The sequence below is a fragment of the Elioraea rosea genome, from assembly GCF_007644105.1.
In the GTDB taxonomy this organism is placed as follows: Bacteria; Pseudomonadota; Alphaproteobacteria; order Acetobacterales; family Acetobacteraceae; genus Elioraea_A; species Elioraea_A rosea.
Genome location: NZ_VFAC01000061.1, coordinates 1 through 14430, shown reverse-complemented (window position 1 = coordinate 14430; position 14430 = coordinate 1). Strand labels below are relative to the sequence as shown.

Annotated in this window: 19 protein-coding genes; 11 read left to right on the top strand and 8 right to left on the bottom strand. The window is 70.6% G+C overall.

The genetic code is table 11. The annotated features are described in order from the left end of the window. The 7 genes from FIF60_RS21790 to FIF60_RS20440 all read right to left on the bottom strand — a co-directional run. A partial coding sequence (locus FIF60_RS21790) for a hypothetical protein (protein ID WP_456305161.1) occupies window positions 1-486 on the bottom strand: 486 nt, incomplete at its 3' end. Next, complete coding sequence (locus FIF60_RS20465; RefSeq protein WP_144300145.1) at window positions 486-1148, bottom strand: protein phosphatase CheZ; 663 nt, start codon at window positions 1146-1148, stop codon at window positions 486-488. The genes FIF60_RS20465 and FIF60_RS21790, both read right to left, overlap by 1 nt. After that, on the bottom strand, window positions 1141-1521 hold the full coding sequence (locus FIF60_RS20460) for a chemotaxis response regulator CheY (RefSeq protein WP_144300144.1): 381 nt from the start codon (window positions 1519-1521) through the stop codon (window positions 1141-1143). The genes FIF60_RS20465 and FIF60_RS20460 overlap by 8 nt, the downstream gene beginning before the upstream one ends. A gap of 38 nt (window positions 1522-1559) precedes the next feature. Further along, complete coding sequence (locus FIF60_RS20455; RefSeq protein ID WP_144300143.1) at window positions 1560-2273, bottom strand: MotE family protein; 714 nt, start codon at window positions 2271-2273, stop codon at window positions 1560-1562. Beyond that, window positions 2270-2737: a DUF6468 domain-containing protein gene (locus FIF60_RS21785; RefSeq protein WP_158639325.1), complete on the bottom strand. Its 468-nt coding sequence runs from the start codon at window positions 2735-2737 to the stop codon at window positions 2270-2272. The genes FIF60_RS20455 and FIF60_RS21785 overlap by 4 nt, the downstream gene beginning before the upstream one ends. Next, entirely contained in the window at window positions 2734-3819 is a 1086-nt protein-coding gene (gene fliM, locus FIF60_RS20445; protein ID WP_239451740.1) for a flagellar motor switch protein FliM, read from the bottom strand. The genes FIF60_RS21785 and fliM overlap by 4 nt, the downstream gene beginning before the upstream one ends. Window positions 3820-3836: 17 nt before the next feature. Further along, window positions 3837-4352, bottom strand: a complete 516-nt coding sequence (locus FIF60_RS20440) for a flagellar basal body-associated FliL family protein (protein WP_144300142.1) — start codon at window positions 4350-4352, stop codon at window positions 3837-3839. 271 nt (window positions 4353-4623) lie between these two features. Between FIF60_RS20440 and FIF60_RS20435 the strand changes: the two genes are divergently transcribed. Genes FIF60_RS20435 through FIF60_RS20415 form a run of 5 tightly spaced genes read left to right on the top strand, consistent with a single transcriptional unit; the run spans window position 4624 to window position 8915 of the window. Next, window positions 4624-5370 carry a flagellar hook-basal body complex protein gene (locus FIF60_RS20435; protein ID WP_144300141.1) on the top strand — a complete coding sequence of 249 codons (747 nt, stop codon included), beginning with the start codon at window positions 4624-4626 and terminating at the stop codon, window positions 5368-5370. Between the two features lie 30 nt (window positions 5371-5400). Continuing rightward, window positions 5401-6186, top strand: coding sequence for a flagellar basal-body rod protein FlgG (gene flgG / locus FIF60_RS20430; RefSeq protein WP_144300140.1), 786 nt, complete (start codon window positions 5401-5403; stop codon window positions 6184-6186). A gap of 14 nt (window positions 6187-6200) precedes the next feature. Continuing rightward, window positions 6201-7190, top strand: a complete 990-nt coding sequence (gene flgA, locus FIF60_RS20425; protein WP_158639324.1) for a flagellar basal body P-ring formation chaperone FlgA — start codon at window positions 6201-6203, stop codon at window positions 7188-7190. After that, entirely contained in the window at window positions 7187-7924 is a 738-nt protein-coding gene (gene flgH, locus FIF60_RS20420) for a flagellar basal body L-ring protein FlgH (protein ID WP_144300138.1), read from the top strand. Before flgA ends, flgH begins: the two co-directional genes overlap by 4 nt. Window positions 7925-7976: 52 nt before the next feature. Then, window positions 7977-8915 carry a DMT family transporter gene (locus FIF60_RS20415; RefSeq protein ID WP_144300146.1) on the top strand — a complete coding sequence of 313 codons (939 nt, stop codon included), beginning with the start codon at window positions 7977-7979 and terminating at the stop codon, window positions 8913-8915. A gap of 26 nt (window positions 8916-8941) precedes the next feature. Here the strand turns inward: FIF60_RS20415 and FIF60_RS21780 are convergent, their stop codons facing one another. Then, a complete protein-coding gene (locus FIF60_RS21780; RefSeq protein ID WP_158639323.1) occupies window positions 8942-9085 on the bottom strand; it encodes a hypothetical protein in 144 nt (47 codons plus the stop codon). A gap of 188 nt (window positions 9086-9273) precedes the next feature. Between FIF60_RS21780 and FIF60_RS20410 the strand changes: the two genes are divergently transcribed. The 6 genes from FIF60_RS20410 to FIF60_RS20385 form a co-directional block, all read left to right on the top strand. Next, window positions 9274-10284: a TRAP transporter substrate-binding protein gene (locus tag FIF60_RS20410; protein ID WP_158639322.1), complete on the top strand. Its 1011-nt coding sequence runs from the start codon at window positions 9274-9276 to the stop codon at window positions 10282-10284. A 77-nt stretch (window positions 10285-10361) separates the two neighbouring features. Further along, the gene (locus tag FIF60_RS20405; protein ID WP_144300136.1) at window positions 10362-11660 is read left to right on the top strand and encodes a TRAP transporter large permease; all 1299 of its coding nucleotides are present in this window, start codon (window positions 10362-10364) and stop codon (window positions 11658-11660) included. Next, window positions 11660-12166, top strand: a complete 507-nt coding sequence (locus FIF60_RS20400; protein WP_144300135.1) for a TRAP transporter small permease — start codon at window positions 11660-11662, stop codon at window positions 12164-12166. The genes FIF60_RS20405 and FIF60_RS20400 overlap by 1 nt, the downstream gene beginning before the upstream one ends. A 22-nt stretch (window positions 12167-12188) precedes the next feature. Continuing rightward, complete coding sequence (locus tag FIF60_RS20395) at window positions 12189-12965, top strand: SDR family NAD(P)-dependent oxidoreductase (protein ID WP_144300134.1); 777 nt, start codon at window positions 12189-12191, stop codon at window positions 12963-12965. 114 nt (window positions 12966-13079) lie between these two features. Then, window positions 13080-13880: an ImuA family protein gene (locus tag FIF60_RS20390; RefSeq protein ID WP_144300133.1), complete on the top strand. Its 801-nt coding sequence runs from the start codon at window positions 13080-13082 to the stop codon at window positions 13878-13880. Then, window positions 13855-14430, top strand: a 576-nt coding sequence (locus FIF60_RS20385) for a Y-family DNA polymerase (RefSeq protein WP_162616882.1), incomplete at its 3' end; no start/stop codon positions are given. The genes FIF60_RS20390 and FIF60_RS20385, both read left to right, overlap by 26 nt.

Below are 14430 nucleotides of genomic sequence, written 5' to 3'. Positions count from 1 at the left end.
CAGAGCCGGTGCCGGCTCAGGCTGCGGCTGCGGTGCTGCTGCTGGGGCAGCAGGCGCGGGCGCCGGAGCGGCCGCGGCAGCGGGCGCAGCGTTCGGCTGCCGCGCGGCGCGCGTGGGCTCGGGCTCGGTCTGGGAGATGTCGAGGACGATTCGCGCGCCGAGGCGGAAGTCGCGCACCCGTGCGCCCGGTGCGAGGGTGATCACCACGCCATCGCCCTGCGGGGCAAAGGCCGTGACCATCGGCGGAAGGCGCCGCTGCGCCGCCGCATCGAAGCGCGGCGTGCGCGCGAACGTGATGCGGACCCTGTCGCCCTCTCGCGCGATCTCGTAGCCCGCGGGCCTGTCGGCCCAGTCGAACACGACGCGGCTGTAGGTCGGGTGCACGCCGAAGCGGAGCGCCACCGCCTCCTCGGCACGGGCCGGCGTTGCGGCGAACAGCAGGGCCGCGGCAAGGACGAGGCGGAGCATCCGCTTTGGCGTGCGCATCAGTCGAAACTCGCAAGCAGGCGATCGATCTCCGCCTGGTCGACGCCGTTGCCGGGAAGCTGCGGGCCGTTCAGGAGCGCGGCCTCGCCTTCCGGCGCGGCGGCTGCCTTGCGCCCGGCGCGTCCGTCGCCTGGCAGGCGCTCGGCGAAGGTGTCGACGATCGCGGAAATCCGCTCCTCGATGGCCTTCAGCGTGCCGACGATCTTGGTGATGCGCTGGCCGGTGATGTCCTGGAAGCTGCACGCCTCGTAGATGCGCGTGGTGGCTGCCTGGAGCCGCTCGGCCGTCTCGCCACCGATCTCGGACGAGATGCCCTCGAAGGTCTCGCAGGCATCGAGGATCTCGTTCGTGGCGCGCGCCGTGGCCTCGACGATCGCGTCGAGTTCGTCCGTCGCCGAGGGGATGTAGGTCCCGTTGATGTCCTCGACCTGGAGCGAGGCGATCTCCTGCTTTGCGGCAGCGATCGTGCGGCCGATCTGCTCGACCTCGGAGAGCAGCGTCGCCTCGGTCTGGGAGAGGTCGCCATGCATCGTGGCGAGGACGGCCTCGACGACCTCGGCAACCGCCTCGGACGTCGTCGCCTCGCGGTGACGCTCCCGCAGCGCGGCGAGCCGCGCGGCGAGCATCGCGCGTTCTGCGCGCACCTGGCCCTGATCAGGCATGGACCAGCACCTTCTCGATCTTCTCCTTCAGCGTCTCGGCGTTGAAGGGCTTCACGATGTAGTTCGACACGCCCGCCTGCTTCGCGGCGACCACGTTCTCGGTCTTGCTCTCGGCGGTGACCATGATGAACGGCAGGTTCTTCAGCTTCGCGTCCGCACGGACTTCCTGGAGAAGCTGCAGGCCGGTCATCGGCTGCATGTTCCAGTCGCTGATCACGAGGCCGTAGCTGCCTGTGCGCAGCATCGACAGCGCGGCCGCACCGTCCGTCGCCTCGTCGACATTCTGGAAGTCGAGCTGGCGGAGGAGGTTGCGGATGATCCTGAGCATCGTCTTGTAGTCGTCGACGATGAGGATGTTCATGTTCTTGTCCATGGTGCGTCCTGTCCTGCTTGCCTTGATCTGCCTCAGCCTCAGCCACCCGCTTCGGCGCGGGGACCGGTGGCGCGCCGCCGCGCGAGTTCGGCGGTCAGTGCCTTCGCCTTGTCCGGCTCCATGCCGGCGAGGATCGGGGCTGCCGTCCGCTCCTTCATGCGGTCGACCACCTCTACCAGCGTGACCATTTCGAGTTCGTTGAAGATGCGCGCCGCATCGCGCGGGCGCATGTTCTCGTAGATGCGCACGAGGCCGCGCCAGCCGCTGTCCTCACGCTCGCGCGCTGCCTTGTCGAGCGCCTCGAGGCGCTGCTGCAGCGCGCCGAGCTCCTCGATGCGCCTGGACAGGCGCTGCTCGGTCGCCGCCATCACGCTCTCGCGCACAAGCAGGGCCTGCTCGCGCTGGTCGAGCATCGCGCGACGGGCACGAAGCTCCTCGAGAACGGCGCGCTCGGCAGCGCTTGCCACCTGGACCTGCGGCTCGGGCGCCGCGGCCGGTGCACCCGCGGCAGGCTGGGGAGGCTGGCTCCGAGCCGGGGCCGACGCAGGCGCATCGGCGGCCTCGCGGAACGGTTCGGCCGTGACGCGCGCGGCATGCGCGCTCGTCCCGATCGGCAGGAGGGGCGTCTCGGCGCCGAGCCGGGCGACGGGCGCGCGCGTGGCGAGGTCCGCGACCTTGACGCCGAGCAGCCCGGTCATGCCGAGGATCGCCATCGGCAGGAGCCGCGGCGCGAGCCGCCCGCCGATGCTCATCGTGCCGCCCTCAGCGCCTGGAGGAGATCGCGCTCGGCCTGGCTGCGCACGCGCGGCGCCTCGGGCTCCGCGGCGGGCGGGTTCGGCATCTGCGGCATCGCCGCGCGTGCGGGAGCCCTGTCGGACACCATGCCACGCGCCTCGCGCACGACCGTGTCCAGCCTGTCGGCGAGCTGCTCGCCGCGCTCGAGCAGGAACAGAAGGTCGTCACGCAGCCGCCCCGCGCCCTCGACCTGGTCGGAGATCTGGCGCCCGGCGCCTTCGGCCGCAGCGCGCAGGCGCGCGGTGGAGGCCTCTGCGCGGGTGGTCGCGTCGTTGAAGCCGGCAACGAGCGCCTCGAGCGCGGCATTGTCGCGGCGGAGCACGCCGAGGCGCCGCTCGAGCCTGATCGCGTACCAGAGGGTTGCCGCGAGCAGGAGCGCGAGACCCACCTCGAAGCCCCATTGCAGCGCCGTCATCGTCATGCGCGCACCCCTTCCCGGCGCGGCGCGTCACGGTCGATCCTGACCGCCATCCGCCCGTTGCGCCGGCCCATGTGTCCTTCGAACAGCGGCACGCCGCCGCAGCGCAGCTTCACCGGGCTGTCTGCCGTGCTGTTCAGCACGAGCTGGCTGCCGGGCTGCATGCGCACGATGTCGGAGAGCTTCATCCACTGCTCGTCCAGCACCGCCTCCATCTCGACATCCGTCTCGAGGAGCTCGTCGGCGAGGTGGTTCTCCCAGATGCTGTCGCGGCCGAACTTCTCGCCCATAAACTGCTGCAGAAGCATCTCGCGCACCGGCTCGAGCGTGGCGTAGGGCAGGAGAAGCTCGAGCTTGCCGCCGCGATCGTCCATCTCGACGCGCAGCTTGGCGAGCACCGCGGCGTTGGAGAGGCGGGAGACGACGGCGAAGCGCGGGTTCGTCTCGAGGCGCTCGAAGCGGAAGTTCACCGGACAGAGCGGGTCGAAGCTCTGCGCGAGGTCGGCGAGCACGACATGGATCATCCGCTCGACGAGCGTGCGCTCGATCGTCGTGTAGGGCCTGCCCTCGATGCGCATCGGGGCCGTGCCGCGCCTGCCGCCGAGCAGGACGTCGACGATCGAGTAGATCATCGCGCTGTCGACGACCATCAGCCCGTAATTGTCCCACTCCTCGGCCTTGAACACGGCGAGCATCGCGGGAAGCGGGATGGAGTTCAGGTAGTCGCCGAAGCGAAGCGACACGATGTTGTCGATCGACACCTCGACGTTGTCGGAGGTGAAGTTGCGCAAGCTGGTGGACATGATGCGCACGAGACGGTCATAGACGATCTCGAGCATCGGCAGGCGCTCGTACGTGACGAGGCCCGAAGAGATGATCCTCTGGATGCCGGACAGCTGCTCCTCGCCGTCCGAGCTGCCTTCGAAGCCGAGCAGGCTGTCGATCTCCGCCTGGTTCAGCACCCGCGCGGCATCGACGCCCGCGCCAAGGGCCTCGCCGTCCTCACCGTCGACGGCAGCCCCCCAGGCGGCGGCGAGCGCGTCGTCGTCCTGCGGCAGGTCGTCGGTCATGTCTTCGCCGCCCATGTCATTGCCTGGGCCGCTCATTGCACGAGCATCTCGACGAAGAGCACGTCGGTGACGCGCGCCGGCCGGGCGGCGACGTTGGCGCGCGCGATCAGCTCCTCGCGCAGCCGGTGCGTTCCGGCCGAGCCGCGCAGCTCCTCGGGGCGGAGCTCACGCAGGTAGGTGGTGAAGAGGTCCTGCAGCCGCGGCACGGCCGCCTGCACATGGGCGACGTCGCGGCTGTCTGCGATTTCGATCTTGGAGCGAAGCTTCAGGTAGCTTGCCCGGCGATTGCCGACATTCAGGTTGACGATGATCTCCGGCATGTCGAACAGCGCCGGAACGATGGCGGGAGGCTCGCTGACCGCCTCCTCGGCGGGCTTCGCACCCATGCCGAGCATCCCAGGAAGGATTCCGCTGAACCAGAGGCCCGCGCCGGCACCGATGAGAAGAAGCGGAACGGCGAGAAGGATGAGCTTCTTCCTGCCGCCCTTCTTGGCTCCCTCGGCGCCTTCTGCGCCAGGCTCGACCGCTGCGGCTGCACCGCCGGACATCGACCCTTCTCCTGCCCTCGCCCCGGCCGCCCCCATGGCGTGCCGGCGCATGCATCTGTGCCCCAGCACCCGTTAACGAACCTTGAAGCCGGCAAGATTTGCTCGGTTCTCCTCATGGGGCGGCCCGCGGCTTCGCCCCTGCCCGGCAGGCCCTGCCGGGCAGACGTGCCGGGCCAGCAGAAATCGCCAGGAATCAAGGGCCTGGGCCGCTGGCACGCCGCTTGCTGCCGATGCCGTGACGGCGCTTGGCCGCCATGACGGATGACCCGCGATGGAACAGACGACCTTCGTTGCCCTCTCCCGGATGATCGCCCTGCAGCGGCAGACGGAGATGACGGCCCATAACATCGCCAACGCGAACACGCCCGGCTTCAAGGGCTCGCGGAAGGTGTTCGGCGATTATCTCCTGACCCAGCACCGGGTGGACCAGCCCTCTAGCGCGCGGACCATCCACTTCGTGCAGGACCGCGCCACCCATCGCGACCATGCCGCCGCCCCGCACAGCCGCACCGGCAACGCGCTCGACGTCGCGCTGTCCTCGGACGGGTTCCTCGCCTTCGAGACGCCGCGGGGCGAGCGCTTCGGCCGCAACGGCCGCCTGACGCTCGACCCCAACGGCCGGCTGACCTCCTCCGAAGGCTTCCCCGTTCTCTCGACCACCGGCCAGCCCATCGTCGTGGCGCCGAACGAGGCCTCCATCGCGATCGCGGCCGACGGGACGGTGAGCACGCCGAACGGCGAGGTCGGCAAGCTTCGCGTCGTCCGCTTCGAGGAGCCGCAGAAGCTCGTCGCTGAGGGCGCCAATCTCTACCGCGCCGAGGAAGGCCAGGATCCCGAGGCCGTCGAGGCGCCGGGCGTGATGCAGGGCATGGTCGAGGACAGCAACATCCAGCCCGTCGTCGAGCTGACCCTTCTGATGGCGCAGCAGCGCGAGTTCGAGTTCGCCGCACAGTTCGTCGAGCGCGAGGGCGAGCGGAGCCTGCAGGTGATCGATCGCCTGCTCCGCCGCCGCGGCTGACGAAGACGTTTCGAGAGAGGACAGAGACCCATGCGCTCGCTCCACATCGCCTCCACCGGGATGCTCGCCCAGCAGACCAATGTCGAGGTGATCTCCAACAACATCGCCAACCTCTCGACGACAGGCTTCAAGCGCCGCCGTGCGGAGTTCCAGGACCTGATCTACCAGAACATGCGCCGCGTCGGCTCGACGAGCTCCGACACCGGCACGGTCGTTCCCTCCGGCGTGCAGCTCGGCCTCGGCGTCAAGACAGCCGCCGTCTACCGCATCGCCGAGCAGGGCAACCTGAGCCAGACCGAGAACCGCTTCGACCTCGCCATCCGCGGCCCCGGCTACTTCCAGATCGAGCTCCCCTCTGGCGAGACCGCCTATACGCGCGACGGCACGTTCGGCCTCTCCCCGAACGGCGAGATCGTGACGGCGGACGGGTTCCGCGTTCTTCCCGGCGTGCAGATCCCGAACCAGGCGCGCGACGTCACGATCAACGCCAATGGCGAGGTTCTGGTGAAGCTCGACGGCCAGGCGGCGCTGCAGAACGTGGGCCAGATCCAGACCGCGATCTTCGCCAACGAGGCGGGGCTCGAGGCGATCGGCGACAACCTGTTCCTCGAGACGCCCGCCTCCGGCCAGGTGCAGGCCGGCGTTCCGGGCGCGCCCGGCTACGGCAACATCATGCAGGGCTTCGTCGAGACCTCGAACGTCAACGTCGTCTCCGAGATCACGAGCCTGATCACCGCGCAGCGCGCCTACGAGATGAACAGCAAGGTCATCACCGCATCCGACGAGATGCTGTCCACGCTCGCGCGGCTGCGCTGAGGAGCATGACGCCGATGCGCTCCCCCCTCCTTCTCGGCGCGGCGCTGGCCGCCCTTCTCGCCTCCGGCGCGCTCGCCGTCACGCCACGCAGCCATGTGGTCGTGCATGGGCCCGAGGTGCGGCTGTCGGACCTATTCGACGGCACGCTGCCGCGCGGCGACAGGGTGCTCGGCCCCGCACCCGCGCCGGGCCGCGTCTATACGGTCGAGGCCGGCCAGCTCAGCGCCATCGCGCGGGCGAACGGCATCACGCTTTCGGCTGCCACCACCTCCGTGGTGGAGCGACCGGGCAGGGCGCTGTCGCGCGAGGCGGTCGAGGAGGCGCTGCGCGAGGCGCTGGTCGCCGCCGGCGCGCCGGAAGCGGCAGAGGCGCCGATCGTGCTGACCGGCTTCACACCGCCGGTCGTTCCTCTTGGCGTGACCGCGCCGCGCATCATCGTCGAGGATCTCGGGTGGGACGCGGCACAGGGGCGCTTCAATGCGCAGATCGCCGCGATCGTCGGGCCCGAGGCGCCGGTGCGCGCGCGCATCGCCGGGCGGGTGGACGACACGGTGGCGGTGCCCGTTGCCGCGCGCCGCCTCGCGGAAGGCGACACGCTTCGGGCGAGCGATCTCCGCATCGTACGGATGCCTGCGGCCCGCGTTCCGGCAGACGCCGTGCTCGACCCCGCGCGGCTTGCGGGGCGGATGCTGCGCGAGGCGGTTCCGGCCGGCGCGCCCATCACCGGCGAGCAGTTCGGCTCCGCCGCGCTCGTGCAGCGCGGCGCGGCCGTCTCGCTCCAGCTCGAGCTTCCAGGCCTCTCGATCACCGCCCAGGGCCGCGCGCTCGAGGACGGCGCGGCGGGCGCGCGCATCCAGGTGATGAATGTCGCAAGCCGTGCCGTGCTCGAGGGCGTCGTCACGGGGCCGGGTCGCGTGCGCGTCTCTGCCGACGCCGCTCCGGTCAGCCGGCCGCAGCAGAACAACCGAAACCTCCCCCTTCGCCGTGCGGAGCTCGTTCGATGACCCGTCTCCTCGCCCTTCTTCTCGCAGGCACGATGCTCGCGGGCTGCAACGCCGGCACGCGGCTCGCCGAGATCGGCCGCGGGCCGCAGCTCACCGAGATCGAGAACCCGACGCAGTCTCCCAACTGGCGGCCGGTGTCGATGCCCATGCCCGCGCCGCGCGAGCCGATCGCGAACGCCAACAGCCTCTGGCGGCCGGGATCGCGCGCCTTCTTCCGTGACCAGCGCGCCGCCCAGGTGGGCGACATCCTCACCGTGCTCGTCTCGATCCGCGACGAGGCGCAGCTCGCCAACTCCTCGACGCGCTCGCGCGACAACAGCGAGAGCCTCGGCCTTCCCGCGATGCTCGGCCTCGAGAGCTCGATCAACCGTATCCTGCCCAACAGCGTCTCCGCCTCGAACCTCGTCTCGGGCAACTCGACGAGCGGCTCGACCGGCGCGGGGCAGATCCAGCGCACGGAGACCGTGACGCTGCGCGTCGCCGCGACCGTCACGCAGGTGCTGCCGAACGGCAACCTGGTGCTCGGCGGGCGGCAGGAGGTTCGCGTGAACAACGAGCTTCGCGACCTCGGCATCACCGGTGTGATCCGCCCGCAGGACATCCAGAGCGACAACACGGTGCGGCATGACCGCCTGGCCGAGGCGCGCATCGCCTATATCGGCCGTGGCATGATCTCGGACGTGCAGCAGCCGCGCTACGGCCAGCAGCTCCTCGACATCATCCTGCCGTTCTGACGATACGGCGCACGCTCTGGCGGGGCAGGTGCCCCGCTGCTATCCGGAGGCGATGCGTCAACACGGGTCTCGACCGCGCGGTGCCGTACAACCGACGGCGCCGCGCGCGACACGCCTCCTCGGCTTCGCGCTCTGCGGCGCGGCGATGGTCACGGTCGGCAGCACGGTGGTGGCGAGCAAGGTGATCGTCGCCTCGGTTCCGCCGTTCAGCGCGACCTGCCTTCGCCTCGCCTTCTGCCTGCCGATCTTCCTGCTGCTGATGCGCTTCGCCGGTGAGCGCCTGCCGCGGCCCGACCGGCAGGACCGGCTTCTGCTGCTTGCCCAGGCAGGGCTCGGCACGGTCGGCTATCCCGTGCTTCTCCTGTTCGGCCTGCGCTGGACAAGCGCCGCCGATGCAGGCGTGGTGATGGGAAGCCTCACCGCGATGGTCGCGCTCGTCTCCGTCATCCTGCTCGGCGAACGGCTTCGCAGAAGCCAGGTCATGACGATCGCGCTCGCAAGCGCGGGCGTCACCGCGGTCACCGCAGGCGGGGCGGCGGAGGGATTGCGGGTCGATCCGTCAGCGCTGCTCGGCAATGCCATCGTTCTCTGCGCCGTGACCTGCGAGGCGTCGTTCCTGATCCTCAACAAGCGACTTCGCGTTGCGGTGCCGCCGCTCGCCTTGTCCACCGTGATGACCGGGCTGGGCGCGCTGCTGACATTGCCGCTCGCGCTTCTCGAGCAGCCATGGGCCCTCGTCGTCCCCGCCGAGGCGTGGCTCGCGATGCTCTGGTACGCGCTGGTGCCGACGGTGGGCGGGCTATTTCTCTGGTATGCCGGCGCAGCCCGGCTCGCGGGCAGCGACGCTGCGCTCACCACATCCATACTGCCCGTCGCGGCCGTCGCCATGGCCGCGCTCGTACTGGGCGAGCACGTTGGTGCGGCTCAGCTCGTCGGCATGGCATGCGTGCTCGCCGCCGTGCTCGCTGGCGCGGCGTGGGACAGGCGCTGAAACCTCTCGGCAGGGAGGGCGGCGCTCTAGACGAACACGCCGCTCGCCCAGAGGCCGAGCACGGCAAGTGCGAGCGATACCACCAGGATGACGACGACGCGGCCGCTGATGACGCCCTGGCGGGTGCCGGTTGCCGTTCCGGGTGCAGGGGGGGTGCGTGGGTCTTCCATGCCTCGTGAACGATCCAGCCGCTCCGAGGTTGCCGGCACACGAGGGTGCGAGAGAAGGGCCAGACGGCGGCTTGACCAATTGGAAAGCCGGTATGCAGGATGCAGCATTCAATAAAGCGAGGGCAGCGAAGCCCTCCGCTGGGGAAAACATGGCCGGGAGCACGCGCGCCGGCCAGAGGAGGACGCCCATGACCCGCCTGCCCTCGACGAGCCGCCGCACCGCCCTCATGGCCGGGCTCGGCGCCTCGTTCGCCATCGTCGCCCGCCCCGCCCGCGCGGCCGTCCAGTACCGGCTGACCCACCCGGCCGATCCCTCGCACCCGGTGCACATCGAGGCCGAGAAGATGGTCGCGCGCATCGCCGAGCGCACGAACGGCGAGGTGAAGTTCACCATCTTCCCCAACAACGCGCTGGGCTCGCCGGTCGAAACTGCGCAGCAGACCCGTCTCGGCGCGATCGACTTCATCCTGCTCAATCCGGCGAACATCGAATCGATGTCGCGCACGATCGGGGTGATCAACATCCCCTACCAGTTCGACGACTACGCGCACGCGCACCGGACGCTCGACAGCACGGGGCGGGACTGGATCGCGCAGCAGCTTCGCACTGCAGGGTTCCAGTGGATCGCCAATTTCGAATGGGGCTTCCGCGCGCTCTCGAACAGCCGCCGCCCGGTGAACACGCCGGCCGATGTGCAGGGGCTGAAGATCCGCGTTCCGCCCGAGCTCGCCATCAAGGCGGCCTTCGAGGCGCTCGGCGCGAGCACGCAGACCGTCGCCTTCCAGGAGGTGTATCTCGCGCTCGCCAACAAGACGGTCGATGGCCAGGACAACCCGGTCGCCACCACCTTCGCCGCGAAGTTCTTCGAGGTACAGAGCCACATCGCGCTGACCAAGCACATCTACGCCTCGATCATGTTCGCCGGGAACCCGCGGGCCTGGGGCAGGATGAACGATGCGCAGCGCGCCATCGTCACCGAGGAGGCGAATGCGGCCGGCGCCGCGGCGCGCAAGGGCGTGCAGGAGAAGGAGGAGTTCTTCCTCTCCGAGATGCAGAAGGCCGGTGTCGCGGTCACGCGGCCCGAGGTCGCGCCGTTCCGTGACCGGATGGGCCCGGCCTATGACCAGCTCAAGCGCGCCCTCGGCGAGGAGACCTGGAACACCTGGGCCGGCCTCGTACGCTCCGCCCGCACGGCCTGAGAAACGCCTCGACGAACGGCGGGGCGGCGGCGGCGCGCCCCGCCGTTCTTCTTGCCTGAACCGCCGGGAAAGGCCGCATGTTCATCGCCGCGATCCTGATTGCGCTGTGCGTGCTCATCCTGTTCGGCACGCCCATCGCCGTCGCGCTCGGGGTCGTCGCGATCGGCACGATGTGGATCGCGGTGGGGCCCGAGCTCCTGCCGATCTTCATCCAGCGCCTCTACGCCGGCACCACGTCCTTCCCGCTGCTTGCCATTCCCTTCTTCATCCTCGCCGGAAACCTGATGAACACCGGCGGCATGACGCACCGCATCTTCGACGTCGCGCACCTGATGGTCGGGCGCGTTCGCGGCGGGCTTGGCCATGTGAACGTGCTCGCGAGCATGCTGTTCGCGGGCATGTCCGGCTCGGCCGTGGCCGACGCTGCCGGCCTCGGCGTGGTCGAGATCAAGGCGATGAAGGAGGCAGGCTACACCGGCCGTTTCGCCGCCACGCTCACGGCGGTTTCATCCACCATCGGCCCGATCATTCCGCCCTCCATCCCCTTCGTCATCTACGGCAGCCTCGCCAATGTCTCCGTCGGCGCGCTGTTCCTCGCAGGCATCGTTCCAGGGCTGCTGATGGGGCTCGGGCTGATGGCGGTGGTCGCCCTCGTCGCGAAACGCCAGAACCTGCCGATGGGAAGCGCGCGCCCGGCCTTCGCCATCGCCTGGCGCATCGTCGCGGCCGCCCTGCCCGCGCTCGCCCTGCCGCCGCTCGTGCTCGGCGGGATCCTGGGCGGCCTCTTCACGCCGACCGAGGCGGCCGTCGTCGCGGCAGCCTACGCGTTCCTTCTCGGCACGTTCTGGTACCGCGAGCTTCCCTTCGCCGCCCTGCCCGAGATCCTCTGGGAGTCCGTGCGGCAGACCGCGCAGGTAATGTTCATCATCGCCGCCGCCGCGCCGTTCGGATGGGTGCTGATCCAGCAGCAGATCCCGAACGCGCTGCTCGCCGCGCTGCTCGGCCTCTCGAGCGAGCCCTGGGTGATCCTGCTGATCATCAACGCCGCGCTGCTGCTCCTCGGCATGTTCATCGAGGGCATCGCGATCCTGATCATCGCCTTCCCCGTGCTCCTGCCGATCATGACGACCATCGGCGTCGACCCGGTGCATTTCGGCGTCATCATCGTGCTGAACCTGATGATCGGGCTCGTCACGCCGCCGGTCGGGCTCTGCCTCTACGTCGTCTCCTCCATCAGCAACGTGTCGATGGCCGAGATCACCGCCGAGATCTGGCCCTATCTTCTCGCGCTGATCGCCGTGCTCGGTATCATCACCTTCGTGCCGGAGCTCTCCCTCTGGCTTCCCAACCTGCTCGGCTACGGGGTGGTGCGGTAATGGCCGCCGCGCTCCGCGCGCTCGACCGCGCCGTCGGGCATGCCTGCAAGTGGGGGGCGGTCGCCTGCCTGCTCGGGCTGTTCCTTCTGCTTCTCGTCGCAGTGGTCGGCCGCATGGTGCCGGCGCTCAGCATCTCGGGCTACGACGAGATCATCGAGTGGCTGTTCGCCTGGATGATCTTCCTCGGCGCCCTGGCGCTGTGGCGCGAGGGTGCGCTCTACCGCGTCACGGTGATCGAGGCGGCGCTGCCAGGCCCGGCGCGGCGTGTGCTCGCGGTGTTCACGCGCTCCCTGATGCTGCTCCTCGCCCTGGTGATGACGGTGATGGGCCACGCCTTCGTGCGCGACGCGGGCGAGATCACCCCCTTCCTCGGGCTCGACAAGACCTGGTGGTACATGGTCGTGCCGCTGACGGGGGCGATCATGACGCTCTATGCCGTCGCCGGGCTGTGGCGCGCGCTCACCACCCCGCCGGAGGCCGAGGCCGCCGGCTCCATCATCGGCTGAGAGTCTGCGGAAGGAGAACGACGTGGCAGGACGGCTCCAGGGCAAGGCTGCGATCATCACCGGCGGAGCGGGCGGCATCGGCTCCGCCACCGGCCAGCTCTTCGCCGAGGAAGGCGCGGGGATCGTGCTCGTCGACCGCGATGCCGCAGCGCTCGAAGCGGTCGTCGCCGCGATCAAGGGCGCGGTGCCCGCGGCCAGGGTCGTCTCCCTCGTCGAGGATGTGGGCGAGGAGGCGGCGGCAGGGCGCATCGTCGAGGCAACGACCAGCGCGTTCGGGCGGATCGACATCCTCGTCAACAACGCAGGCATCCGCGCCTACGAACCGCTCGGCGAAGCCAGGAGCGAAACGTGGAACGACATCCTGCGCATCAACCTGCTCAGCTACGCCTGGCTCACGCGCGAGGCCATCGGGTATCTGCGCGCGTCGGGGCGCGGCAGCGTCGTGAACGTCTCCTCGACGCATGCGGTCAACCCGCGCGCGGGCATGGGGCAGTATGACGTCGCCAAGGCCGGCATCATCTCGATGACGAAGACGCTCGCCTTCGAGGAGGCGAAGCACGGCCTCCGCGCCAACGCCGTGTGTCCCGGGCTGACGCTGACGCCGTTCCACATCCGTCGCGCAGAGGCGGCAGGCCGCACGCGGGGCGACCTCGACGCGGAGGCGAAGGGCGGGTGCCTCGCCGGCCGCTGGGCCGAGCCGCGCGAGATCGCCTACCCGATCCTCTGGCTCGCCTCCGACGAGGCCTCCTACGTCACCGCCTCGGCGATCATGGTGGACGGCGGCCGCTTCGTTCTCTGAGCCGCGGGGCTGGGCCGAGGGGGAAAACCGCCCCTCCGGGAGGGCGCGGCCGGAGCCCCGACGGCTTGCTTGACTCTTCGCGGGCGGAGAGTCGTTATAGAACAAATCAGGAACATGACACACGCAGCGCACGAAACCCTGGCGGCGCTCAAGGCCCTGCTCGCGCGGTCGAACCCCGCCTCAGGCCTCGCCGCGGCCGAGCCGATCCCCTTCGGCACGGCAAGCCTCGATGGCCCGCTCGGCGGCGGGCTGCCGCGGGCGGCGCTGCACGAGGCCTATGCCGAGGAGGGCACCAACGATGCCGCGGCCGCCGCGGGCTTCGGCCTCGGCATTGCGCTGAGGGCCGCAGGCGCCCGCTCCCTCGTCTGGATCAGGCAGGATTTCGTCGACCAGGAGGCGGGGCGTCTGTTCGGCTCCGGGCTCGCCGCCTTCGGCGCCGAGCCCGACCGCATCGTTCTCGTGCGCGTGCCAGATCAGCAGGGCGCGGTGCGCGCGGCGGAGGAGGCGCTGCGCTGCCCCCCGCTGGGTGCGGTGCTGGTGGAGGTGTGGGGGAAGAGCCGCGCGCTCGACCTCAACGCCACGCGCCGGCTCGGCTTTGCCGCGGGCCGCTCGGGCGTGCCCTGCATCCTCGTCAGGCTCGCCGCCACGCCGGCGCCGAGCGCGGCGATGACGCGCTGGTCGGTCTCGGCCGCGCCGTCCCGGCCGCTCGAGGCCAATGCGCCGGGGCGCCCCGCCCTCGCCCTCGCCCTGCTTCGTCACCGCGCCGGCATCCCCGGGCGCACCTGGCACGTGGAGTGGGATCGTGACCGCCTCACCTTCGCCGAGCCCGCGCCGCTATCTCGCCCTGTGGTTTCCGTTCCTGCCGGCAGAGAGGCTGCAGCGGGGGGGCATGCGGCCTGGCGGCGCGCCGGCTGAGGCGCCGCTCGTCCTCGTCGAACCGGAGAAGGGCGCGCTCCGCCTCGCCGCGGTCAGCCGCGAGGCGGCAGCACTCGGGCTCGGCCCGGGCCTGACGCTTGCCGATGCGCGGGCGCGCATCCCCGCCCTCGCGGTGGCCGATCACGACCCCGCGGGGGATGACACGCTGCTCGCCCGCATCGCCGAGGACAGCGACCGCTGGACGCCGCTCGTCGCCTTCGACCCGCCGCACGGGCTCGTGCTCGACATCACCGGCTGCGCCCATCTCTTCGGGGGCGAGGTGGCGCTGCGGCGGCGCATCCTCGCACGGTTCCGCAAGGCGGGCCTCACGGCACGCGGCGCGGTGGCCGGAACGGCGGAGGCGGCGCGCGCGCTTGCCCGCTTCGGCACCGCGCCGCTCATCCCCCCCGGCGGGGAGGCGGAGGCAGTCGGCTCCCTCCCCGTCGCCGCGCTCGAGCTCGGCGAGGAGGACACCGTCGCGCTGCGCCGCGCCGGGCTCGGGCGCATCGGCGATCTCGCCGCGCGGCCCGCCGCCTCGCTCGCCGCGCGG